This is a genomic window from Streptomyces sp. NPDC032091 (assembly GCF_055580265.1).
The window spans coordinates 162,735-184,602 of the sequence record NZ_JBVILR010000008.1 but is presented as its reverse complement, the minus strand read 5'-3'; the positions used below and the strand labels follow the sequence as shown (position 1 = coordinate 184,602).

General features: G+C 73.0%; 20 protein-coding genes and 1 pseudogene. 10 read left to right on the top strand and 11 right to left on the bottom strand.

Going from position 1 to position 21,868, the window contains the following annotated elements; translation table 11 throughout:
• Nucleotides 1-6: 6 nt before the first annotated feature.
• Nucleotides 7-636: a hypothetical protein gene (locus ACZ5NJ_RS15840; protein ID WP_468765443.1), complete on the bottom strand. Its 630-nt coding sequence runs from the start codon at nt 634-636 to the stop codon at nt 7-9.
• A 266-nt stretch (nt 637-902) separates the two neighbouring features.
• Between ACZ5NJ_RS15840 and ACZ5NJ_RS15835 the strand changes: the two genes are divergently transcribed.
• From ACZ5NJ_RS15835 to ACZ5NJ_RS15825, 3 genes are read left to right on the top strand one after another with little or no spacing between them, the layout of a single operon-like run.
• Complete coding sequence (locus ACZ5NJ_RS15835) at nt 903-1,409, top strand: hypothetical protein (protein ID WP_468765442.1); 507 nt, start codon at nt 903-905, stop codon at nt 1,407-1,409.
• On the top strand, nt 1,406-2,404 hold the full coding sequence (locus ACZ5NJ_RS15830) for a hypothetical protein (RefSeq protein WP_468765441.1): 999 nt from the start codon (nt 1,406-1,408) through the stop codon (nt 2,402-2,404). The genes ACZ5NJ_RS15835 and ACZ5NJ_RS15830 overlap by 4 nt, the downstream gene beginning before the upstream one ends.
• A 10-nt stretch (nt 2,405-2,414) precedes the next feature.
• Complete coding sequence (locus ACZ5NJ_RS15825) at nt 2,415-4,565, top strand: hypothetical protein (RefSeq protein ID WP_468765440.1); 2,151 nt, start codon at nt 2,415-2,417, stop codon at nt 4,563-4,565.
• Here the strand turns inward: ACZ5NJ_RS15825 and ACZ5NJ_RS15820 are convergent.
• From ACZ5NJ_RS15820 to ACZ5NJ_RS15800, 5 genes are all read right to left on the bottom strand, one after another.
• A complete protein-coding gene (locus ACZ5NJ_RS15820) occupies nt 4,486-5,289 on the bottom strand; it encodes a PIG-L deacetylase family protein (protein ID WP_468765439.1) in 804 nt (267 codons plus the stop codon). The genes ACZ5NJ_RS15825 and ACZ5NJ_RS15820 overlap by 80 nt on opposite strands.
• 136 nt (nt 5,290-5,425) lie before the next feature.
• Nucleotides 5,426-7,153: a thiamine pyrophosphate-dependent enzyme gene (locus ACZ5NJ_RS15815; protein ID WP_468765438.1), complete on the bottom strand. Its 1,728-nt coding sequence runs from the start codon at nt 7,151-7,153 to the stop codon at nt 5,426-5,428.
• A gap of 89 nt (nt 7,154-7,242) precedes the next feature.
• Nucleotides 7,243-8,832, bottom strand: coding sequence for an FMN-binding glutamate synthase family protein (locus tag ACZ5NJ_RS15810; protein ID WP_468765437.1), 1,590 nt, complete (start codon nt 8,830-8,832; stop codon nt 7,243-7,245).
• Between the two features lie 126 nt (nt 8,833-8,958).
• Nucleotides 8,959-9,699 carry an STAS domain-containing protein gene (locus tag ACZ5NJ_RS15805; protein ID WP_468765436.1) on the bottom strand — a complete coding sequence of 247 codons (741 nt, stop codon included), beginning with the start codon at nt 9,697-9,699 and terminating at the stop codon, nt 8,959-8,961.
• Entirely contained in the window at nt 9,696-10,079 is a 384-nt protein-coding gene (locus tag ACZ5NJ_RS15800; protein ID WP_468765435.1) for a winged helix-turn-helix domain-containing protein, read from the bottom strand. Before ACZ5NJ_RS15800 ends, ACZ5NJ_RS15805 begins: the two co-directional genes overlap by 4 nt.
• A gap of 138 nt (nt 10,080-10,217) precedes the next feature.
• On the opposite strand from ACZ5NJ_RS15800, the gene ACZ5NJ_RS15795 reads away from it, so the two are divergent.
• The 5 genes from ACZ5NJ_RS15795 (at nt 10,218) to ACZ5NJ_RS15775 (ending at nt 14,995) form a co-directional block, all read left to right on the top strand.
• Nucleotides 10,218-10,784 carry a GNAT family N-acetyltransferase gene (locus ACZ5NJ_RS15795; protein WP_468765434.1) on the top strand — a complete coding sequence of 189 codons (567 nt, stop codon included), beginning with the start codon at nt 10,218-10,220 and terminating at the stop codon, nt 10,782-10,784.
• A gap of 176 nt (nt 10,785-10,960) precedes the next feature.
• Nucleotides 10,961-11,707 (top strand): ArsR/SmtB family transcription factor, encoded by a 747-nt coding sequence (locus ACZ5NJ_RS15790; RefSeq protein ID WP_468765433.1) that lies wholly within the window; start codon nt 10,961-10,963, stop codon nt 11,705-11,707.
• Between the two features lie 77 nt (nt 11,708-11,784).
• A complete protein-coding gene (locus tag ACZ5NJ_RS15785) occupies nt 11,785-12,729 on the top strand; it encodes a DMT family transporter (protein ID WP_468765432.1) in 945 nt (314 codons plus the stop codon).
• A gap of 74 nt (nt 12,730-12,803) precedes the next feature.
• Entirely contained in the window at nt 12,804-14,045 is a 1,242-nt protein-coding gene (locus tag ACZ5NJ_RS15780) for a serine hydrolase domain-containing protein (RefSeq protein WP_468765431.1), read from the top strand.
• 230 nt (nt 14,046-14,275) lie between these two features.
• Nucleotides 14,276-14,995: a peptidylprolyl isomerase gene (locus tag ACZ5NJ_RS15775; RefSeq protein ID WP_468765430.1), complete on the top strand. Its 720-nt coding sequence runs from the start codon at nt 14,276-14,278 to the stop codon at nt 14,993-14,995.
• A 214-nt stretch (nt 14,996-15,209) separates the two neighbouring features.
• Here the strand turns inward: ACZ5NJ_RS15775 and ACZ5NJ_RS15770 are convergent, their stop codons facing one another.
• On the bottom strand, nt 15,210-15,704 hold the full coding sequence (locus ACZ5NJ_RS15770) for a DUF4232 domain-containing protein (RefSeq protein WP_468765428.1): 495 nt from the start codon (nt 15,702-15,704) through the stop codon (nt 15,210-15,212).
• A gap of 306 nt (nt 15,705-16,010) precedes the next feature.
• Nucleotides 16,011-16,124: pseudogene (locus ACZ5NJ_RS15765) on the bottom strand (type I-E CRISPR-associated endonuclease Cas1e); the annotation flags it as partial.
• Nucleotides 16,125-16,507: 383 nt separating this feature from the next.
• Between ACZ5NJ_RS15765 and ACZ5NJ_RS15760 the strand changes: the two are divergent.
• Nucleotides 16,508-17,104, top strand: coding sequence for a DUF6461 domain-containing protein (locus ACZ5NJ_RS15760; RefSeq protein ID WP_468765557.1), 597 nt, complete (start codon nt 16,508-16,510; stop codon nt 17,102-17,104).
• A 162-nt stretch (nt 17,105-17,266) separates the two neighbouring features.
• Here the strand turns inward: ACZ5NJ_RS15760 and ACZ5NJ_RS15755 are convergent, their stop codons facing one another.
• Nucleotides 17,267-17,545, bottom strand: a complete 279-nt coding sequence (locus tag ACZ5NJ_RS15755; protein WP_468765427.1) for a hypothetical protein — start codon at nt 17,543-17,545, stop codon at nt 17,267-17,269.
• Between ACZ5NJ_RS15755 and ACZ5NJ_RS15750 the strand changes: the two genes are divergently transcribed.
• Entirely contained in the window at nt 17,534-17,920 is a 387-nt protein-coding gene (locus ACZ5NJ_RS15750) for a hypothetical protein (protein ID WP_468765426.1), read from the top strand. The two genes, ACZ5NJ_RS15755 and ACZ5NJ_RS15750, sit on opposite strands and share 12 nt — an antisense overlap.
• An 835-nt stretch (nt 17,921-18,755) precedes the next feature.
• On the opposite strand, the gene ACZ5NJ_RS15745 is transcribed toward ACZ5NJ_RS15750, so the two are convergent.
• Nucleotides 18,756-19,643 carry a hypothetical protein gene (locus ACZ5NJ_RS15745; RefSeq protein ID WP_468765425.1) on the bottom strand — a complete coding sequence of 296 codons (888 nt, stop codon included), beginning with the start codon at nt 19,641-19,643 and terminating at the stop codon, nt 18,756-18,758.
• A gap of 1,113 nt (nt 19,644-20,756) precedes the next feature.
• Entirely contained in the window at nt 20,757-20,978 is a 222-nt protein-coding gene (locus ACZ5NJ_RS15740) for a hypothetical protein (protein WP_468765424.1), read from the bottom strand.
• Between the last annotated feature and the right edge of the window lie 890 nt (nt 20,979-21,868).

Genomic DNA, 21,868 nt, shown 5'->3' with positions numbered 1-21,868 from the left:
CGACCCCTACAGGATGAGTCGTACGGCCTCGATCTCCGGGTCGCCGAGGAGGGACTCGACGAGCGGGGCCGGGCCGACGAGCTTGGTGGCCCACAAGTCGTAGTCCGTGCACACCACCCAGGACAGGTCGTGCGCCCAGAGGTTCGACGGAGTCCACCACCCTTCCTCCGGGTGGTCGTACAAGGCCTTGGCGTCCCCGAGCCGACCTGCCCGGACGTGCAGGGAGTCGAAGTCCTCGGCCCCCTGCACGAGCGGGGTGTAGTAGGCGAAACACCGGGTGTCCGACCCCTGAGGGCTGTGCTCGGTGAGGATTTCGATCAGCCGGTGCTCGCCTCTGGAGGGGGCGAAGGTGTCCGAGGGGTCGTGGAACACCTCCGCGGGGTCGAGGCCCGGGATGATCTCGTGGCCGGTGCTCTCGCTGTTCAGAAAGGCCCGCTGGTATGCGGCGAACGACATGTCGAAGGGCCCGAGCTCGTGTTCGTACATGGAGTGGAGCACCCAGGCCGCGTCGGGCAGCGCCGGTGGCATGAACCCGGTGAGTCCGTCATCGCAGGCCAGCTCCCGCAACCCGTCGGTCTCCGCGGACGCGGCGAGCGGCCACAGTGCGGCTGTCAGAGCGGCTGCGGATTCTTTCATCGGCTCAGGATATGGGCACCGAGTGCCGCGGTGCTCAGACGGATCGCGACAGCGGGCCGCGCGCCCCGTGCTGCCCCGCAGGCGATCCCCCCACCCGCATGGGCAGTCGACAGCGGAAGGTGTGTGCGAGCCGGTCACCGCTGCGCGATCACCGCCCGCACCGGATCCGCGGCAGTGGTGTCAACCGCCGGACAGCCTCCGGGCCGCCCCTGCATCATGTGGTTTTCGCACCGGCCGCGCGCGGCCGCAGGGGGTAGGGGGCAGGCATGAGGACCGTCCGTGGCGAGCAGGCAGACGACGTGATGGTGTGGGTCCGCCGGGGCGGGTTCCCCGGCGAACTCCGCGAAGGCGACGCCGACACCGCACGCCGCCTCCTCGGTACGGCGCCCCCGGGGGTACGGGCGGTGGTGATCGCGCTCGGCGGCGAGTCGTTCCGGTGGGTGGACGCCGACGGAGACGAGGACGTGCTGCTGGAGGCCGGCGGCGAGACGGACGACGACGGCCAGGACGACGACGGCCAGGACGACGACGGTCCGGACGACGACGGCGAGGACGACGACGGCGACGCGGGCCGCGACGACACCGAGGGCGGCTTCGCACTGGGCACCGGCGACGGTGCCAGCCTCCCCGGACTTCCCGTGTCCTGGGCGCTGCTGGAGTTCCGCTGCCCGCACGGCGACGCGACCGTGCTGGTCGCCCGCCACCCGGACGTCCCGCCGGCCTGCCCGGCGCACCAGGTGCCGCTGGAACCGTACGAGACCGCCCGGCGGTGAGCACCCCCGCCCAGCTCGCCACGGGCATGACCCGGCTGACCGCCTCGCGGTTCACGCTCGTCGGCTACCTGCCCACGTACGCGGCCCTCGCCTACCTCGGGGTACTCCTCGCCGCCCGCGCCCCCGGGGGCGGTATCGAGGTGTCCCGGGCGCTGTCCCGCCTCCACGGCCATTCCGGCGCCGCGCTCGCCGCCCTGGCCCTGGGCGCGCTGCTCCTCGCCGTCCTCCTCCACCCCCTCCAGGCCCCGCTCGTCCAGCTCCTGGAGGGGTACTGGCCGCGCCCGGCCCGCCCCGCCACCCGGTACGCGGTGAAGCTCCAGGCACGCTCCCGGGACCGCCTGGCCCGGGCGGCCGAAGTCGTCACCGCCCACCCCACCGAGGCCGAACGGCAACGCATCCTGGCCGCCTCCTGGCAACTGGCGCGGAGCTTCCCGCCGCCCCCGGTACCCCTGCTGCCCACGGCGCTCGGCAACACCCTGCGCGCCGGCGAGGCGACGGCGGGCGCCGCGTACGGGGCGGACGCCGTCGTGTGGTGGCCGCGGCTCCACCCCCTGCTCGGTGACCGGATCCGGGCCGTCGTCGACGACCGGCGCGACCAGCTCGACCTGGCGTGCCGACTGAGCGTGACGGCGGGCGCCACCGGCCTGCTCAGCGTCCCCCTCGTGCTCGGCGGCGACGGCTGGTGGCCTGCGAGCCCGGCCGCCTTCCTCCTGGCGGCCTGGGTGGCCTACCGGGCGGCCGTGGCGGCAGCCCGCGGCTACGCCGAGACCCTGACGGCGGCCTTCGACCTGCACCGCTTCGACCTCATGACCGCCCTGCACCTGCCCCTGCCCCCGGACTCCGAGGCCGAACAGGTCCTGAACCGCCGGCTCACCCGGTTCTGGGCACAAGGGGTACCGCTCACCGCCCTCCCGTACGAGCACGCGCACGAGCGCGAGCCGGCGGCCCCGCCGCCCCCGCCGCCCGCCGCACCCGGAGAGGACGCCTCACCCTGAAAGGCCCCCGATGCCCCACCCTTCCACCCCCACCCCCACCTCGCCCTCCGCCGCGCGCGTCCTGGCCTTCAGCCGGGACTGGGCGGGGCTCTGCCGGGGCGGCCGCATCCTCGTCAGCATCGACCGGATCATCAACGGTGACTCGCTCACGGAGATCCTCGCGCACGAATCGGTGCACGACACCCTGCTCAGGACCACCCAACTGGGCTGGATCCAGCTCGTCCTGAGCCCCTCCGCCATGGAGCCCTACGAGCCCGGAGCGCTGCGCGACCGGTGCGCGCGGCTGCTCGCGGCCACGGTCCAGGCGTCCCGGTTCACGCACGAGGCCGTGGCGACGTTCCTGCCCGGCCTGGCGGTCGAGCCCGCCGCCATGGAGGCCTACCGGGCCCGGCACCCCCAGCCCTACCTCGACGCCGCCGACGCCCTGGAGTGGCTGCGCACCCGCGACCTGCCCGACGCGTCCCGGGAGCGGCTCGCCCTCGTCCTGGGCGAGCTCGCCCTCGCCGTACCCGTCCTGGAAGCGTGGCAGCCGCAGCGGCTCCACCGGCCGAAGCGGGCCGAGCGGTGGTTGCGCGTCCCGGGCAATCGGCCGGACCGCCGCTTCCCGGCCCTGTGCCGCGCCCTGGAGGCGCTGCCCGACGCGGACCTGCGCCGCGCGGCGGACGGGGGCCCGGAGGAGACCGCCCGCCTGCTCGCCCACGTACGCCTCGACGGAGCTCCCCTGGACTACGGCCGGCTCCCCGCCGACGTCGCCACCCCCGCCTGGGTGAAGGGGCTCGTGGACCAGGTGGTCGGACCCCTCCTCTCCGACACCGGACTGCCGCAGCACGACCGGGACACGCTCTCCGGCCTGTGGGCGGTGCCGGAGCTCAGCATGCCCGGTCTGCATCCGGCCCTGATGTCGGTCGTCCTCACCCAGACCACGGCCACCCACGGCCGGATCGACCTCGACCCCCCGACCGACGAACTCCACGGATACCCGCTGGTCGAGGTGCTCCACAACGCGCTGCCCGTCCGGGTCCCCGGTGTGGAGCCCGTCGGCACGGAACCGATGTGGCTGGACGAGGGCGACACGGCCCTGTGGTTCATCTCGCCCTGGCAGGACCAACGCGCCTGCCACCTCTCACCGACCTGGCTCCACGAATGGCTCGGCGAACTCGACGAGGGCACGACCCTGTGCATGCGCGACGGCGGCGGCGACCTCGCCGGCATGCTGACGGGCGAGCCCGCGCTCGCCGCCCGCCGGCGCGTCGTCCTCCTCCAGCACCGCACCCCGCACGGTGCCCTGCTCGTCGAACTCCCGGTGCTGGGCCTCGACGAGGAACGCGGACCGGTGACGATGATGGTGGCGCACTCCGAACTCGACGGCGTGGCCTACCTGATGCTGCGGCCCGAGAGCTCCTCGCCCGTGCTCATCGTCCCCACCGCCCGCGTCACCGCCGAACGTGCCGCGCGGGAGCTGACGAAGCGCCGCGACAAGGTCCGCTTCCGCCTGGTGACCGCCCCCGAGGAGTTCTACACCTCGCCCGGGATGCTCCGGGACGTCATGCGGGTGCTGCACAACTTCGAGGCCCGGCCGTGGCCCGAGACCCTGCGGGCGGATCCGCCCGCCACCGAGCCCGCCCGCCGCCGCGCCGAACTGGACCTGGACCCCTTCGTGGCACGCATGGAGGAGGCGGAGCAGGCGTTCGCGCGGAGCCCCACGCCGGAGCGGTTCGCCGCACTGTCGGCGGCCGCCGAGGGCGTCCTGGCCGCCCCGTCCTTCCCCCACATCTCGCTGGGCTGGCGGATCAGGCTCCGCCAGGAGGTGGCCGACGCCCTCTACGGCGGCGTTGAGAAGCTGCACGACAACGACGTCCTGCGGCGGGTGGTCGAGATCCAGACGGAACTCGTCGCCCTGCTCCCCGAGGACTCGCCCGAACTCCCCGCGCAGCTACGGACCCTGGCCCTCCTCTCGCTGTGCCTGCGCCGCGTGAGCGGCGGGGCGTCGCCGGAGGACATGCTGCTGGAAGCCCTGCTGACGGCATCGCCACCGCCGGCGAGCACCCGCAACCCCCTCACCCTCGCCGCCCTCCGCCACCTCAGCCGGCCGCCGGCCGGCCAGGGTGGGCGACGAGCCGGTGAGGGTCGCCCGGTACGGGGCCCGGGGAGAGCCGGGTGAAGGACTCGACGCGGATGATCTCCGCGCGTTCGGGTTCGGGCAGGCGGTCGAGGAGGCCGGGCAGGGACCGCGCGCGGGCGACCTCGCTGCGGTGCGCCAGGATCGCCGCCCACTTCACCGCGGCCCACGCCGAAACGTCGACGGTCGTGGTCACATACGAGTCCGGCACCGCGAGCAGCGTCTTGCCCACGCTCCGGAGGAGCGGGCCGAGCCGGCCCACCCCGGATTCCGAGTGCGTGGCCGCGTACAGGGCCGCCGGCTGCCACGGCTCACCGGCATCGGGATACAGCTGCGGCAGGCCCGCGGCCTCGACGGCGAGCCGGGTGATCTGGTGGGCCCGCCGGTGGTCCGGATGCCCGGTGAGCTGGCCCAGGGCGTCGTGGCCGACGACGATGCCGGGCCGGACCTCGCGGATGTGCGCGACCAGACGGCCCACGGCCTCGTCCACGGGCGCGTCGACGAGGCGTACGGCGCCGCTCGGTGCCGAGGCGGGGTTGCGGGCATCGGCGTAGCCGAGCAGCCGGGGGGCGCCGGCACCCAAGTGGTCCAGGGCTGCCGCGAGTTCGGGGACCCGGTGGCTGTCGGCCGCCCAGGTGGCGGTGACCACCGCGGTGCGGGCGCCGGCGGCGGCGTGCTGGGCGAGCACGCCGCCGGCGAGGAGGGATTCGTCGTCCGGGTGGGCGAAGACCGCCAGGAGGGAGGGAGCGGCGGTGGGTTGCGTCAAGGCGGCCTCCGGGCCGGTCAGGGGGCGGGCGGGGTCGGGGGGCGGGAGGGGTGGACGCCGCGTGTGCGGCCCTGCCCCCCTCACCTCCCCCGGAACGGCCCCGGGAACCCCGCCGGCGGCGTCCGCCGGCCGGCCCTCAGTCCCGGTCGCTGGCCAGGGTCTCCTTGACCTTGGCGATGGCGAAGCCCCACCCCTGCCCCACGGTGGGCTTGGCGGGCACGGCGATCTCGCGGGGGTTGGTCAGCACGTCGAGCAGGACGGGTCCGGGCGTGTCCAGCGCCTGGCGCACCGCGTCGTCCAGCGCGGCCGGGTCGGTGACGCGGATGCCCGTCAGCCCCAGGGCCGTGGCGACGGCCGCGAAGTCGGGGTTGTCGAGTTCCGTGCCGAACTCCGGCAGTCCCGCCTGCTCCTGTTCCAGCTTGACCATCCCCAGGCGCCGGTTGTCGAACAGGACGAGCTTGACCGGCAGCCGGTAGGTCTTGATCGTCATCAGGTCACCGAGCAGCATGCTCAGCCCGCCGTCCCCGCAGAACGCGACCACCTGCCGGCCGGGGGCCCACAGCTGGGCGCCGAGCGCCTGCGGCATGGCGTTCGCCATCGACCCGAGGTTGTACGAGCCGAGCAGCCGCCGCGTCCCGCGCAGGGTGACGAAGCGGGAGAGCCACACGGTGGCCATGCCGGTGTCGGAGGTGAAGACCGCGTCGTCCGCGGCGTGCCGGTCCACGGCCAGGGCCAGGGCCTCGGGGCGGACGTCGTGGTCCCGATTGTCCACCAGGGCGCGCAGCCGGCCGGTCCAGCGGCGGTCGTGGCGGGGGTCGGCGAGCTTGTGCTGGTCCTCGGTCCAGGACTCGAAGCGGGAGCGGGCGTCGTCGAGGTGGGAGCGGTCGGACGAGGCCTCCAGCCGGGGGAGCAGGGCGCGCAGGGTGGCCCCGACGTCCCCGGCGAGCGCGGCGTCCACCGGGACCCGGCGGCCCAGGTGTTCGGCCCGGGTGTCGATCTGGACGACCTTGCAGCCCGAGGGGTACCAGTCGCGGTAGGGGAAGTCGGTGCCCAGCATGACCAGGGTGTCGCAGCCGTCGAGGGCGTGCGACGCGGCCGGGTTGCCGATCAGCCCGGTCTGGCCCACCTGGTACGGGTTGTCGTGCTCGAAGCCCTCCTTGGCCTTGAGGGTGAGCACCATGGGCGCGGCGAGGAGTTCCGCCAGCCGCAGGACCTCCTCGCGGGCCTCCCGCGCCCCTCGGCCGACCAGCAGGGTGGTTTTGGAGCCGGCGTCGACGAGCCGTGCGGCCTCGGCGAGCGCGGGATCGTCGGGCCGGGTCACCGGCCGGTCCGGGGCGAGGCGCACCGGACGGTCCTCCTCGACCTCCTGGTCCCCGAGGTCGCCGGGGACGGTCAGGACCGCCACGCCGCCCTGCGTCACCGCCGCCCGGACCGCCGACTCCAGCAGCCGGGGCATCTGCTGCGGCGAGGTCACCGTCGCCCGGTACACGGCGACGTCGCGGAACAGCTGGTCGTTGTCGACCTCCTGGAAGTAGTCGGTGCCCAGCTCCGCGAGCGGTACCTGGCCGCAGACGGCGAGGACGGGTGCGTGGCTCTTGGCCGCGTCGTAGAGGCCGTTGAGGAGGTGGACGGAGCCGGGGCCGACGGTGCCCATGCACACGCCGAGCCGGCCGGACAGCTGCGCCTGCGCGCCGGCGGCGAAGGCTGCCGCCTCCTCGTGGCGGCAGCCGATCCACTCGATGCCGTCCGTGGTGCGGATGGCGTCCGTCAGCGGGTTGAGCGCGTCGCCGACGACTCCGAAGACGTGGCGGACGTCGAGCTCCTTGAGGGTGTCGACGATGGCGCGGGCAACGGTGCGTGTCATGGGGCAGTCCTGTGGGTCGTGGGGCGACGGGAAATGAGGTGGGGCGGGGTGGGGCGAGGTGACGGGCCGGGACCGGGGCCGGCCGGCGGTCAGCCGCCGAAGCGGTCCGGGTCGGCCGCAGCCCAGTCCTCGGCCCAGCCGCGGGGCGGGCCGTCGAGGAGCTGCCCGGGGGAGAGCCACTCATAGAGCTCGGCACCCGAGCGGACGGTGTGCGGATCGACGCGGTGCAGCAGGAGCCCGGGGTGCAGCTCCCGAGGATGGCCGACGCCCATCGCGGCCATGATCTGCAGGGCGCTCTTGACGGTGGCCCGCTGGTAGCGGTGGACGCGCTCCGCCTTGTCGGCCACGTCGAGGGCGGCCGCCCGGCGGGGGTCCTGCGTGGCGACTCCGACGGGGCAGGTGTTGGTGTGGCACCGCTGGGCCTGGATGCATCCCAGGGCGAACATCATCGGCCGGGCGGCGTTGGCGTAGTCGGCGCCCTGGGCGAGCCGTCTCACCAGGTCGCTCCCGGTGGCGACCTTCCCGCTGGCACCGATCCGGACGCGGTCGCGCAGGCCCGTGCCGACGAGGGCGTTGTGGACCGTGACGAGGCCCTCCGTCAACGGCAGCCCGACCTGGTCGGCGAACTCCAGGGGCGCCGCGCCGGTCCCGCCCTCGGCCCCGTCGACGATGACGAAGTCCGGTGCGGTGCCCTCGTCCAGCATGGCCTTGCACACCGCGAGGAACTCGCGCCGCGAGCCCACGCACAGCTTGAAGCCGACCGGCTTGCCGTCCGCGAGCTCCCGCATCCGCGCGAGGAAGCGGACCAGGCCGCGGGGTGTGGAGAACGCCGTGTGGTAGGGCGGCGAGATGACGGTGACCCCCTCGGGCACCCCGCGGACCGCGGCGATCTCGGCGTTCACCTTCGCCCCGGGCAGGACCCCGCCGATCCCGGGCTTGGCGCCCTGGCTCAGCTTCAGCGAGACGCACTTCACCTGGTCGCGCGCGGCCTTCTCGGCGAACTGCCGCTCGTCGAAACGGCCGTCCTCGGTGCGGCAGCCGAAGTAGCCCGTACCGATCTCCCAGACCAGGTCGCCGCCCGGCCGCAGATGGTACTCGGACAGGCCGCCCTCGCCGGTGTCGTGGGCGAAACCACCGCGCAGGGCCCCGGTGTTGAGCGCCGTGACGGCCTGGGCCGACAGCGAGCCGAAGCTCATGGCGGAGACGTTGAGCAGGGCCATGTCGTAGGGGCGGGTGCAGTCGGGGCCGCCGATCCTGACCCGCGGCGCCTCCTCGGGGACCGGCCGCGGGGCCATGGACGGGACGAGGTACTCGGCGCCCGGCCGGTACAGGTCGCGTTCCGTGCCGAACGGCTCCTCCGCGTCGGTCCCCTTGGCCCGTGCGTAGACGATGCTGCGGACATCACGGTCGAAGGGGCGGCCGTCGAAGTTCCGCTCGATGAAGTACTGCTGGAGTTCGGGCCGCACGGCCTCCAGGGCGAACCGCAGATGGCCGAGGACCGGGTAGTTGCGCAGGACGGAGTGCCGGCGCCGGCTCACGTCCCGGACCGCCAGGGCCACCAGGAGGGCCATCGGTACGGCCAGGACCCACCACCACGCGGAGAACGCCACCGCCGCACCGGCGGCCCCGGCCGCGAGCACGCCGGGCAGCGCGAACGTCATCACCTTGAGCTTCGTCATCACACCGCGCACATGCCCGGACGGCCTGCGCGCATGCGGTCCACCCGAAACGCGCCCGCCCTGCTCCCGGGCCGCCCGGGGCCGCGACCGTGCGGTGCGCCGCCCTCCACCGCGGACGCGGGACCCCTAATGCGGCGGGGTCCCGGTCCGGTCGGGGGCTTCCGCTCGGGCCCTTGCCGCTCCGGCCGCACGCGCGGCGGCGGCGAAGTCCTGCAGGCGGCGCAGCAGCCGGGTGGGCCTTTCGCGGGGCCCGTACGGTTCGTCGACGAGGTCCAGCAGCCTTCGCGGCTGGGGCTGCCAGTTGTAGGCGAAGAACGCGATGCCCCGCGCGTCCAGGCGGCGGACCAGGGCCAGCAGGGCCGACAGGCCCTGCACGTCGAGGAGGGTCAGGTCCCGCATGTCGCACGCCACCACGTCCAGGCCCTCCGCCTCCGCCTCGGCCTGCACCTCCTTGAGAACCGGCCCGGTGGCCGCGGTCAGCCGGCCGACCGGCGTCAGGTGGACGGTCGGGCCGTAGCGTCTGGTCCTGACCCGCAGCTCCTCGGCGTGGACGGCGAGCACGTCCCGGGCACCGGTCAGTTCCAGCAGGCGGGCGACGGGACGGCTGAGGGCGGTGAGGACGAGGGTCTTTCCGGCCTCCCGGGCCTCCCGGTTCAGGTCCAGCAGGACCTCCAGGCCCGAGCTGTCGCAGAAGGAGACCGCGGTGAGGTCGACATCGAGGCCGGTGCGGCTCGCGTCCAGCGCGGCGGTGAGGGCCTCGTGCACCCCGAGGGCCTCGTCCATGTCGATCTCGCCGCTCACCCGCGCCAACGCCCGCTCGGGCCCGGGCTCGAAGACCACCGCCGTGTGGTCGGGATGTGAGGTCATGGCCTTGCTCCCTTCCAAGGCCCCGGACGCGGGGGAAGGGCCTGGTGGGGAGGGGCCGCGGGCCGCCCGGCCGCCGTGGTCCCCGAGTCCAGGCCGGCCAGCAGGTGGAGCAGTCCGGCGACCTCGCGGAACCCTTCGGCCGGATGGCGGAAGAGGGTTCCGGGGGTGACCTCGTAGCGGTTGCGGCGGCCGTTGCGTACCCGGGTGAGGTAACCGGCGTTCTCCAGGTCGGTGACGATGGCCCCGGCCGCCCGCTCGGTGATCCGGCAGATCTCGGCCACGTCCCGCAGGCGCGTCTGCGGATCCTTCAGGATCAGGGCGAGGATCCGGGCGTGGTGCGTGACGAACGTCCAGCTGGTCCGAGGCTCAACCGGCTCCATGCCCGAATTATACGATTCGCGATTCCGGCTTCGCCATGCCGGAACCCGGGCCGTCCACGGCGAATTCCGGTTGCGCCGCAGCCGACAAGTGGGTTTGGATCGGCGCTGTTGCCTAAAACCAGTCGTCCGGAGGCCTCGATGACCTTGCTTTCGCTGCCCATCAGTACCGAACGGCTCATATTGCGTGCGTTCGCGCCGGACGACCTCGACGATCTGTACGCGTATCAGAGCCTCCCCGAAGTCGCCCGCTACCTCTACCGGCAGCCGCTCACCCGCGACCAGTGCGTGCGGAGCCTGGAGCGCCGCGCGGCGGGCACGGCGTGGACCGAGGACGGGGACGACCTGGTGGTCGCCGTCTGCCCGGCCGGCGGGGCGAAGGTCGTCGGTGAGATCGTCCTGAAGCTCGCGAGTGCGCGGGCGCGCCAGATCGAGATCGGCTGGACCTTCAACCCTGCTTACGGCGGCCGGGGTTACGCGACCGAGGCGGCGCGCGCGACCGCCGGGCTGGCCTTCACCGAGCTGGGCGCCCACCGGCTCTTCGCCCGCCTCGACGCGCTCAACACCGGGTCGGTGCGCGTGTGCGAGCGCCTCGGCATGCGCCGGGAGGCGCACCTCGTCGAGAACGACCTCGACGGCGAGCGCTGGGGCAGCGAGTACGTCTACGCGACGCTCGCCCGCGAATGGAAGGCCGACCGGGCCTCGTAAGGACCCGGGTGCGAGCCGCCCGCCTGTACGGGGTCGAAGCTGACCGCCGCAGCGAACCGGCCGCGGCACGGGCACGGGCGCCGCGTCTTCGTCCCCTGACCCGACCGCGGGCACGCTACCGGAACTCCGGCACCAATCATTCGTCATTCGCCGAAACGATGAGGCACCCTGGGAGCATGGATCTGGACCACACCCCTGCACCGCCTTCCGCACCGGCGGACGCCCCGGCCCCCGCAGCACGCCTCGCCTCGCTGGCAGCCGCCCTGGCCGACGAGACCCGGGCCGCCATCTGTATGACCCTGCTGGAGGGCCGCGCCTGGACCGCCGGCGAGCTGGCGCGGACCGCCGGGGTCGCCCCGTCCACCGTCAGCGGGCACCTGAGCCGGCTGATCGACGCGGGGATCTGCGTGACGGAACGCCAGGGCCGCCACAGCTACGTGCGCATCGCCGACGCCGCCACGGCCCGCCTGGTGGACGAACTGGCCTCCTACGCCGTCCCGGGCCGGGACGCCCCGCACGTCGTCCCGGTGGTCGCCGCACCCGACCCGCTGGCCCGGGCCCGCACCTGCTACGACCACTTCGCGGGCCGGCTCGGCATGGCGGTCACGGACGCGATGGAGCAGCGGGGGCTGCTGCGCACGGACGCCGTGTTCGAGCTGACCGCGGCCGGCCTCGACTGGTGCCGCCGGGCGGGCGTCGACACGGCCGGGGCGGGGCGGCGCCCGCTCGCGAGTTCCTGCCTGGACTGGACCGAACGACGCCGCCACCTGGGCGGCCTCGCCGGGGCACGGCTGTGCGCACGGGCCCTGGGGGCGGGCTGGGTGGTCCGGCCGGAAGGCGGCGGCCGGGGCCTGCTGGTGACGGGAGCCGGAGAGCAGGCCCTCGGGGAACTGCTGGGACTCACCCCGGCGGCATGGAGCTAGGGGCCGGGCGCGCAACCACCTCGCCCCCAAAAAAACACTTCGGCGAACACCGAACTATCAGGGTAGGCTTCGGGGTCATGAAGACCCCTCAGCGTGCCCTGCCCCCCGGCCTCCTCACCGGCGGCGCCGTCTGCTTCACGGTGTTCGCCTGGGCGTCCGCCTTCGTCTCCATCCGCAGCGCGGGAGCCGCCTACTCGCCGGGGGCGCTCGCCCTCGGCCGACTGCTCGCCGCCTCGCTGACCCTCGTGACGCTGCTCCTCATGCGCCGCGAGGGCCTGCCCCCGCGCGGCGCCCGGCGCGGCATCCTCGTCTCCGGAGTCGTCTGGTTCGCCGGCTACACCGTCGCCCTGAACTGGGGCGAACGCCTCGTCGACGCCGGCACCGCCTCCCTGCTCGTCAACACCGGGCCGATCCTGATGGCGCTCCTGGCCGCGCGCCTGCTCGGCGAGGCCCTGCCGCCGCGCCTGCTCACCGGCATGGCCGTCTCCTTCGCCGGCGCCGTGGTCGTCGGCCTGTCGATGTCCTCCGGCGGCGACGGCTCCACCTCCCTGCTCGGGGTGGCGCTGTGCCTGCTCGCGGCGGTGGCGTACGCGACGGGCGTCGTCGCGCAGAAGCCCGCCCTCGCGTCCGGGACGCCCCTGCAGATCACCACGTACAGCTGCCTCACCGGCGCCGTCGCCTGCCTGCCGTTCACCGGGCAGCTGCTGGCCGAGGTCCCCCGGGCCCCGCTCCCGGCGACCCTGAACATGGTCTACCTGGGCGTGGTCCCCACCGCCCTCGCCTTCACCACCTGGACCTACGCCCTCGCGCGGATGCCCGCCGGGAAACTGGGCGCGACCACGTACGCCGTCCCGGCCATCGTCGTCGCCCTGAGCTGGATCCTCCTCGGGGAGGTACCGGCCTGGCTGACCCTGCTGGGCGGCCTGCTGTGCCTGACCGGCGTGGCCGTCTCCCGCTACCGCCCCCCGACGCCCGCCGCCGCGCGGGCGGACCGGGCGGACCGGGCGGACCGGGCGGCTTGAGGGGGTATTCCCCCGGTCCGGCCGTGGGGCCTGCCGGATCGTGCCCCTGCGGAGCGTGGATCTACCGTCCACCCATGACATCGACCCTGCGCAAGCGTCTGCTCCTGGCACTCGGCGTCGTCGCGACGCTGCTCACCGCCGAGGTGGCCCCGGCCGTCGCCGCCGTGCCCGCCGGCCCCTCCGCCGCGGAGCGGCTGCGCCGGGACACCGCGGCGATCCACGCCCTCGGGGTCAGCGGTGTGCAGGCCCGGATGATCGACCCCGACGGCAGGCAGTGGGTCGCCACCAGCGGCACCGCCGACCTGGACACCGGCCGCCCCGTCGATCCCGACGGCTACTTCCGCATGGCCAGCACGGCCAAAACCCTGCTCGCCACCGTGGTCCTCCAACTGCAAGCCGAGGGCAGACTGTCCCTGGACGACACGGTCGACCACTGGCTGCCGCACCTGGTGCGGGGCAAGGGCAACAACGGCAGGCGCATCACCCTGCGCCAGCTCCTCCAGCACACCAGCGGCGTCCACGACGCCCTTCCCGGCTACACCACGCCGCAGGAATACTACGAACAACGCCACGATGTCCACGGCCCCGAGGAGCTCCTCGCCCGAGCCCTGGCCCACGCGCCGGACTTCGAGCCCGGAATGGGCTGGGCCTACTCCAACACCGGCTACGTCCTGCTCGACATGATCATCGAGAAGGCCACCGGCCACCCCGCCCACCAGGAGATCGAAAACCGCGTCCTGCGCCCCCTGGGCCTCGACCAGACCCGGTGGACGGGCACCTCACCCGCCCTGCCCCCACCCCACGCCCAGGCCTACCAGCTCTTCGGCCCCACCTCCCGGGTGGACGTCACCGACCAGATACCGGTGGACCACCACAACCTCGCGTGGGTCACGACCACCCGGGACGAGAACCACTTCCTGCGCGCCCTGCTCGACGGCCGCCTCCTGCCCCCGCGGCAACTGGCCGAGATGAAGCGGACCGTCCCCGTCAGCGCGGAGGCCCAACAGCTGTGGCCCGACGGCCGATACGGCCTGGGCCTCGTCGAACGCCCCCTGAGCTGCGGCGGAACCTACTGGAGCCACGAGGGCGGCGACGGCGGCTACATCACCCTCAACGGCGTCACCGACAACGGCAGGCGAAGCGCCGTGGTCTCCATGTCCGAGGCTCGCGGCGACACCCCGGCCCACATCCTGGAACAGGAGAACGCCGCCGGCACCCTGATCGACCACGCCCTGTGCGCCGACGCTCCCGCCACCCAGCGGGGACGGGGCCTCGCGGCCGGGCGCGGTGCTCAGCCGTCGAGCGCCAGGCCATAGCGGACGGGGGCAGGCGGCCCGGCGATGCCCACGTCGTGCTCTTCGCCGGCTGGCGCGACAAGGGCGCGGGCACCTTCACCAAGGGGCACTCGGCCGGCGCGGCGCTCACGCCACGCAGGACATCGGCCGGTCCGCGTCGGCCTCCTCCCGCCAACCATTCCCGCGGACCGGACCCACGCCCTAGACTGCGACCGCTTCAGGACCTGACGATCATCGGAAAGGCGTGCGAGATGAACCGAGTACTGACCAGCGCATTCGCGGCCGCGGCGTTAGTCGTGTCGGCAGGGGGCGTCGCCACCGCCTCCGACGGCGCTCCGCCGCGCACCACGCACGGCCCTTGCCAGTACACCCAGACCCCCGACGAGCCGCCGGCACGCTCCGTTCCGCTGCCGCCCGACCCGCGGCACACCCCCAGCCGTGGCACGGTCGCCCTGGCCGTTCCCACCAGCCAGGGCCCGCTCCCGCTGAGCTTGGACCGGGCCAAGGCGCCGTGCACCGTCCAGAGCTTCCTGCACCTGGCACGGCACGGGTTCTACGACCGTACGGTGTGCCACCGTCTGACGGCGTATCCGACGCTGAAGGTCCTGCAGTGCGGCGACCCCACCGGTACCGGTGAGGGCGGCCCCGGGTACAAGTACAAGGACGAGCTGCCGGTGGACCTGCCGCCGGCACCGACCGACCCGACCGGCGCGCGCCGCCTGTACGGGCGCGGCCTGCTGGCGATGGCCAACGCCGGCCCGAACACCAACGGTTCACAGTTCTTCGTCGTTTACGGAGACTCCGCGCTGCGACCCAACTACACGGTGTTCGGCACGGTCGACGCCGACGGCCTGACGACACTCGACAAAGTCGCCGCCGGAGGCATCCAGCCGACCGCAGAGAACCCGGCGCCGGTAGACGGCACACCTGTGCTGCGGACCGAGCTGTTCCGCGTCCGGCCGTCCTACTGACAATGCCGCACCCTGACCTGGCCACGCCCTCGGTGAGCATCCCCGGCGCCGGTGGCCGCCCCAGGCGGACTACGTCGGCCGGATGAAGCGTCCGGCGGACGCCGGTCAACGCCGGCCCGGCGCACACAGGGGGGTCGTCGCGCCCCGCGCGGCGGTGGGGGGCCCTGCAGCTGGTAGTACGTGAGCCAGCGAGGTAGGCGGGGCCCTCCGGCGGTCATTCAGAGGCCTGCACCGGGCTTATCTCGAAGGCTCCGCACACCCGCAGGTGGTAGGGAATCTGCTCGGCCTGGAAGCTGTTCGGCGGATAGACCTTGACGTACGTCGCGGTCGGCCGGCAGCTCGCCACGCCCGGGCTGTTGGTGCGCAGAGCGGCGGTCACGGTCTCACTCGGGGCAACGGATACCGTCTCCACCGGCTCGCCGGTCCGGATCGCCGAAGTGCCGATCTGGCGGTGCCGTACGTCCACGACACTGACGCCCGGGTATCCGCGCAGGGCGCAGGTGTGGGTCGACGTGTTGGTGAACAGGATCGGGTAGTAGAGCGAGCCCGCGGCGCCGTCAGGGTCGCCGACGGCCAGGTCCAAGTCGGTCACCTGGCAGGTCGGGGTCCTTGGCAGGGCCGATGCCTGGGCGGTGCCTGCCAAGGCACCGGTGGTTGCCAGGAGGGCTGCGGAAGCGACAGTCGCGGCCCGGGTCAGGATGTTGCTCATGGCGCCAACTCCCGTGTCAGCGAAGGAATACCCGGTTCGGCATGACGATGCCCATCCGATGACAGTCAAGGGGCCGGGGGTCGGCGGGCCGGATCCCGCTGCGTGTAGCGCGGGCCGACCGGGAAACGCGCCCGGTACTCTCGCCGAGCTTCGACCTGCCGGCGCGCTCTTGCGGCTGAACAGCGCGTGCCCGATGGCACCATCCTACCGGCCCGGCGCCCCCGCGGCCTTTCGGCACCGCCTCTGCACGCAGCCCTGCCGGAACGGGTCGACCTCGTCAAGGCTGAGCCCCTGGTCCACCTCGGCGGGAATACCGATTTCCGTCTTGCAGAGGTCGGCCACATACAGGACGAACCACAGCTCGTGTCCGGAGTGCACGAAGCCGAGGCCGGGAAGGCAACCCAACGCTGACGGAGCGGCCGCCGAGCACGCTCATTGCTTGGTGCGTGATGGGGATGCCGGGTCCGAGGAGGAGGCGAGCGTCCTTCGACCCCCTCCACACGCGCGTCCGCGCGTCCTGACAAACACATGGGGTCGAGAACGGCATGGAGTCGGCTCACTCTCAGAAGGCCCGGCCCTCGGACACCGATGCCGTAGCTCTATGACCGCGTGATCAACGGGGTCGCCACAAGCGGCTTCAGGACGCTTCACGGAGCTTCGGTCAGAGCCCCGGGGCTGTGTCGGATATTTCGTGACGGTCGAGACTGATCACCAGATCAGACTCCTGGGCATGTGGGCCTGTCACTCCTCCTGGCTAGGGTGATGCGAAAGCAGAGTACGAGCCTGTGGAGGGGGTGGGCATCATGCGTGGCGGCATTCAGTGGCTTGTAGAGCAGGATGACTGGCAGCACGGCGTGGTCTTCGCACGTGGTCTCTCGCCGGAGGAGCTGGGGTTGCGTATGGGGGGCGTACGCGGATCCATTGTTTCGCCGATCACGCACACAGAGGCGTGGTACATGGTTCTCGACCTGGCGACGGACGACGATGACGTGGTACGCGTCGGTGCGCACGGTGGGTGGTCCTACGCCGTTGAATACGGGCTGGGGGACGGAGCGGGACGGCTTGCCGACGTTTCCCGAAACGGGGTGGAGGCGGTTCACCTCGACCCATCCGTGGACCATCCGCCGCCGATGTTCTCCTATGCAAGAGACGGTGTGGACGTCTGCAGCTTTGGAATCGGAGAAGAGGTCTGGCGCTGGGGTGACCAGCCGGACATGCTCCTGCCGGAGCTGGTGGCGGCCGGTGTGCTGCACTCCGACGGTGCGTACGCACGGCCGGAGGACGAGTCCTACCGGAACCGGGACCGCCACACACTGGCGATCATAGAAACCCGGTTCGGTCTTTCCCTTCCCCGTCATGCACTGGAGAACGAGAGTCTGCCCGCCTTCGTCATCGCCTGATTGGCAGCCAAGGCGAGCTTGATGCGGGCGACCTGGCTTTCGACGGCGCCGGAGCTCCGAGAGCAGGGTGAGGCCGTTGATGACGGCGTCCCGATGGTGCTGAACTCGTGGGCGAGATCGCACTGTGCAAGCGCAAGGCTGCTGTGCCGCACGCCGGACACTTCACCGCCCGCTGTCCGGCTGCACATAAACCGCAATGGTGTCCTCGGCCACCTCCCCCATCCCGATCCAGGCGGGCTGGTGGCACGGAATGACGGAGTTGCCCAGCCGGTGCCGGCCGATCGAGGCCGACTCTAAGCTGACGGTCGTGCAGGTACTGGGCAAGAGCAGTGAGGACGAGATGGTCGCCTGCTTCTTGAGCGGCGAGCTGTCCAGCCAGAGGGCCAGAGCCTCCGCTCCCATGTGGCGGTAGCCGAGCAGACCGAGCGGTTGCTGACGCATCCGGACCTCTCCGACCCTGGTGCGAACTTCGCACGCCGCGCTCTGCTCGCTGCCACGCGCGGGTACGGCGAGAACCGCGGCCTGTTCGAGAACTTCCCCCCTCAGGTCACGTGGACCAGGGCACTCCTGTCCGCCAACGACGCGGCCGGCGTGCGCTACATCGACTACTCCTACTGGGTCGAACTGTCGGGTGGCAGCCGTCGGCCGGCCGACGCGGCCGCACGCATCAAGGCAGGGCTGCGGGCGTTCGACGTGCCCAACGCACCGTTCGTCGACGCAGCCCAGGCGCTCATCAGAGGCGAGCGGTTTCCCCCGCTCATCCTCGTCGGCGAGAGGCAGGACAATCTGGTCTGCCTTGAGGGCACCTGCGTCTGACCGCCTACGCTCGCTGGCTTCCCGACCGACATCGAGTGCCTCATCGGCACCGCGCCGACCTTGGGACGCTGGGCGCGATAGACCCGTCACCCCGGGTCACGTGGGCGGATGGTGCGGCGTGGCGGAGTTGCTCGGGCGGCGACGCTGGGCGGCGAACAAGCCGGGTTCGCGTTCGGTCGGGACACCGAGACCGACCAGCCACTTCCGGTGCGCCGGAAGCCCTCGGCGTTCTTCGGCGCGACGGCATGCGCGCCCGCTGCAAGGCCTTCATCTACAGGCCAAGAGCCAGGATCGTGACCGTCGGCGGGACCGGCGCGACGCATCCCGCTCAGTGGGCCGCCCTGGCCAGGGCGGGGTGGCGCTGAGAGGGAGGCATCTCGGGCATGGGTTCAGCCACGCCGCTCCGCCTCGGCGGCGGCGCGCCATGCGGGGGAGGGGACCGTTACTCCTGCCCGCGCCCGGGCGGTGCGCCGTGTGCTGTGCTCTGTGCGGGTCGTCCTCGCGGGCCGGGATCGGCACCGTCACCGACGAGGGCGGTGTCATCGCCTCCCGAGGCCGCTACCACGCCTGGCCCGCCCCTTTTCGGACCCGCGTCTTCCGCACCGCGCAGAATGATGCCGCCGCCCGTGTCCTGGTGGCCTGGCTGAACACCGGCCCTGGACCCACGGCCGGATCGACGCCGACTGGCACGGTCCACAGCGTGCGTTCGCCGGACGGCACCAGAGCCGAGTTTCGCCGTGGTTCGCGGGGTGGCGGCTGTGGTGGTGCACAGGGCGGACGCGAGCCGTCCCCAGCGCCCGAAGGACGCTGGGGACGGCTCGGTGCGAGACCGCGCTCAGTCGGTGGGGGCTTTCTGGGCGTTGAGCAGGGCGACCAGCGCGCTACTCAGGTCGCTCACGACCATGTTGGCCTTGGCCTTGGCGTCGGCCGTGGGGGCGCCCTTCTCGGCGACCATCAGCAGGCCGTCGACGGAGCCCTTGAGCTTCTCGATCGCGGCGGAAGCCTGCTCGACACGGGCGGACTTGGGGGCGACCGCCGGAAGCACGGCGGGCGGCTTCGCGGGCTCGGCGACCGGGGGCTTCGCCACCGGGTCAGCGGGCTTGGCGGGCTCGGCGACCGGGGGCTTGGCCACCGGGTCAGCAGGCTTCACGGGCTCCGCGACCGGAGGCTTCGCCACGGGGTTTGCCGGCTCCGCGGCCGGAGGCTTCGCGGCCGGAGGCTGGGCCACCGGAGGCTGGGCGACGGGAGGCTTCGCCACGGGGTCCGCCGGCTTCGCGGGCTCCGCGACCGGAGGCTTCGCCACCGGGTCGGCCGGCTTCGCGACCGGGGGCTTGGCGGCCGGGTCGGCCGGCGGGTCGGCGGGCTTCGCCGGGGTGTTGACGACGGGCTTCGCCGGAGCCTGTGCCGCGGGGACGGACTTCTTCAGGTTGGCGAACGCGGGCTCGATCTTCGCCTTGACCGCGGCCAGTTCGGCCGCCGACACCTTACCGTCCGGCGACTTCAGCACCGCCGAGAGCAGACCCGTGACGGGCTCCAGCACCCCGGCGGCAGCGCCGAGCGACTGAACTTGTGCGAGCAGCGCGTCACTGCCGGGGACGGCTTGTCCCGTGACGCTGATGGGCGGCTGCTCGGGACCGCGGGCGACTGCCGCGATACCCGGTGACGCGGTCAGCAGGGTCACGCAGAGGGCGGCGGGAACGGAATAGCGGGTCATGCGGTGCAACGGCTCGCTCCTGTTCGGTGATGACGTCTGGTGTGGCCGGAGTCGGCCCGGGCGGGGCGGATGCCCCGTACTACTCACCGCCACCTCGTCACGCGCCGCAACCGGAGCCACCCGCCCGCCCCGGTGAAACGCCGGTCAAAGCCCCCATTGACCAGCGGAGATGACTTCACCCCAACGCACTGACCCGCCTCAGCTACCGTGACATGGAGTGACCGTCGATTCCGGGGCGGCCCAGGATCTGGTCACCACCCGCCCCGTTCACTCCGGCCGGTGGACTGCCCGCGCCCGTGCGTGTCGCCCTCGCAAGCCGAGGGCTCGGCACCCTCACCGACGAGGGCGGCGCCATCGCCTCCGAGGCCGCGCCCCCGCTACCCCGCTGGTCCGCCGCCTCCGGCCCGCGCGGCTCCCACACCCCCGGCCGCAGCCGTCGCCCACGTCCTTGCTGCCTGGCTGAACACCGGCCCCGGTGTCCCCGGCCGGATGGCCTCGACCAGCACGGCCCGCGCGACCCGCCCCACCGCGACCGGGCCGACCCCGGCCTGCATGAGGCCCGGGCACGAGGCGGTGGCCGTCGCGGTGGGCCAGCGTTTGGACGGGGTGCGCAGGCACCGGGCCGTCTCCGTCCGGTCGGCCAGCCGGGTGGTGGGGCAGGTGGCCGGTTCGGGCGGCCGCAGGCGTGCGGACCAACGCGGGGGTGATCTTGGTCGGGCGTCACCTCACGCAAAACGCGGCGCCGAGGTGCGACCCCCGTCGCAGCCTCTGATGGCCAGGGCCGCACCCCGTACCTTCGAACGTACCCACCGCTGCCCTGCCCACCCGCCGACAGATCAGCGGTTATGCCGAGTGCGCTTCCGTGCAGGAGCACAACCTGCTTCCCCCCCCCCCGGCAGCCCTGCCCCCGACGGCATGCGTCTCGCCGGCCGGAGTGGGCCGACCGGTCTCCGCCCCCGCCCGCTTCCGCAGGGCGGGCCCCGGCGCCGGGGCCGCCGCCTCGACGCCGCCTGGCGCGCAGAGGCGTCTCTCACCCCGCACCGGCTCCCCACGCCGGGGCAGGGGTCCGTGTCCGGGGCCGATGGGCGGGTCGGATGGCCAGTGACGTGTTGGCCATGATGCTCACCATTCGGGGTGGACGTCATGGCTGTCGTAGCGAATCCCGGTGTGGGTGGTCCAGGGGCGGAAGCGGCCGGGGCCGGTGCGGGCAGGTGCATAGGCGACGGGCTGGCCTGTGTCGTCTGTGACGATGACGGCTCCGCTCCTTTGGGCGGCGCGCAGAGCATGAGTCCAGTGGCGGCCGCGGTGGCCCGTGCGGTAGTCGGGGATCTTGCATTCGGACATGCGACTCACCGCCTGGTCGTTGCGAGGCCGGGATGTAGCCCGGAGGATCGAAATACCCGACATGCAGACTTTTGAACTTCTTTGCGCGGTCATGTACGAGCGTGTGCACCGCGGCAGCCCGGGCGTGGGTTTGTGTGCGGAGGGTGCCTGCGCCCTTGGGCGTGGGAGTGGGGACCCGTCGGTGAGCACGTCCGGTACGTTCCCGGTCACGCCCGAGAACCGGATGCCCGGCGGTGTACGAGGCCTTCCGGATGATCGGGGCGCCCCCAGCTGCCATGGGGTCGGGAGCGGGGACGACGGTCGGCGGCCTGCCCATGGGCCGGGTCAGCGCTCAAGGAGGGGCTTTCCGGCCGTCGGGCCCATCGAAGCACTGGGCGCCGTGCCTTCTGGTCCATGGGCGTGCTCAGCCGCGTCGTTCGATGCGCCTCGATGCGGCCCCGGCCGGCGTATCCCCCGGGGGCCTGGCTGCCTACGGGCCGCCGCCGTCCAGTGCGACGAGCCGTGCAGGGCAGGACCGGAATCACCGGGGCGCCGGCAGCGGGCCGGCCGGGGGAGTGGCTGATCAGCGTCACCCGAACGGCGAGGTGTGGTGCGTTCTACGGCGCATCTCCTGGTGATCGGCGTGAACTCTCCGGCGGCTCGTGCTTTCCGGTGCCCATGACCTCCCGTGCCGCGTCTTTGACCTTTTGCGCCGCGTCCTGGAGCCGGCCCTTGTCGTCCGACCGAGACGTGCCCCGCTCGCGTTCTTCCTGGGGGGATACATCGTTTTCGCCGGTCACCTGCTCCAGAGGCGACCGGCGGTCGTTCCTCTCCTGAGGATCAGGCATGACTTTTTCCTTCCTGGCTTCACCTGCTGGGACCCGGCACCTGTCCCGTGGGCATCACTTCAA

Excerpts from the sequence above, each read along its gene's own strand:
- ACZ5NJ_RS15835 (WP_468765442.1), top strand. The coding sequence starts at position 903 with ATGAGGACCGTCCGTGGCGAGCAGGCAGACGACGTGATGGTGTGGGTC.
- ACZ5NJ_RS15805 (WP_468765436.1), bottom strand. The coding sequence starts at position 9,699 with ATGACCTCACATCCCGACCACACGGCGGTGGTCTTCGAGCCCGGGCCC.
- ACZ5NJ_RS15825 (WP_468765440.1), top strand. The coding sequence starts at position 2,415 with ATGCCCCACCCTTCCACCCCCACCCCCACCTCGCCCTCCGCCGCGCGC.
- ACZ5NJ_RS15790 (WP_468765433.1), top strand. The coding sequence starts at position 10,961 with ATGGATCTGGACCACACCCCTGCACCGCCTTCCGCACCGGCGGACGCC.
- ACZ5NJ_RS15840 (WP_468765443.1), bottom strand. The coding sequence starts at position 636 with ATGAAAGAATCCGCAGCCGCTCTGACAGCCGCACTGTGGCCGCTCGCC.
- ACZ5NJ_RS15795 (WP_468765434.1), top strand. The coding sequence starts at position 10,218 with ATGACCTTGCTTTCGCTGCCCATCAGTACCGAACGGCTCATATTGCGT.
- ACZ5NJ_RS15755 (WP_468765427.1), bottom strand. The coding sequence starts at position 17,545 with ATGCGTCAGCAACCGCTCGGTCTGCTCGGCTACCGCCACATGGGAGCG.
- ACZ5NJ_RS15800 (WP_468765435.1), bottom strand. The coding sequence starts at position 10,079 with ATGGAGCCGGTTGAGCCTCGGACCAGCTGGACGTTCGTCACGCACCAC.
- ACZ5NJ_RS15815 (WP_468765438.1), bottom strand. The coding sequence starts at position 7,153 with ATGACACGCACCGTTGCCCGCGCCATCGTCGACACCCTCAAGGAGCTC.
- ACZ5NJ_RS15780 (WP_468765431.1), top strand. The coding sequence starts at position 12,804 with ATGACATCGACCCTGCGCAAGCGTCTGCTCCTGGCACTCGGCGTCGTC.
- ACZ5NJ_RS15775 (WP_468765430.1), top strand. The coding sequence starts at position 14,276 with ATGAACCGAGTACTGACCAGCGCATTCGCGGCCGCGGCGTTAGTCGTG.
- ACZ5NJ_RS15740 (WP_468765424.1), bottom strand. The coding sequence starts at position 20,978 with ATGTCCGAATGCAAGATCCCCGACTACCGCACGGGCCACCGCGGCCGC.
- ACZ5NJ_RS15810 (WP_468765437.1), bottom strand. The coding sequence starts at position 8,832 with ATGACGAAGCTCAAGGTGATGACGTTCGCGCTGCCCGGCGTGCTCGCG.
- ACZ5NJ_RS15770 (WP_468765428.1), bottom strand. The coding sequence starts at position 15,704 with ATGAGCAACATCCTGACCCGGGCCGCGACTGTCGCTTCCGCAGCCCTC.
- ACZ5NJ_RS15785 (WP_468765432.1), top strand. The coding sequence starts at position 11,785 with ATGAAGACCCCTCAGCGTGCCCTGCCCCCCGGCCTCCTCACCGGCGGC.
- ACZ5NJ_RS15760 (WP_468765557.1), top strand. The coding sequence starts at position 16,508 with ATGCGTGGCGGCATTCAGTGGCTTGTAGAGCAGGATGACTGGCAGCAC.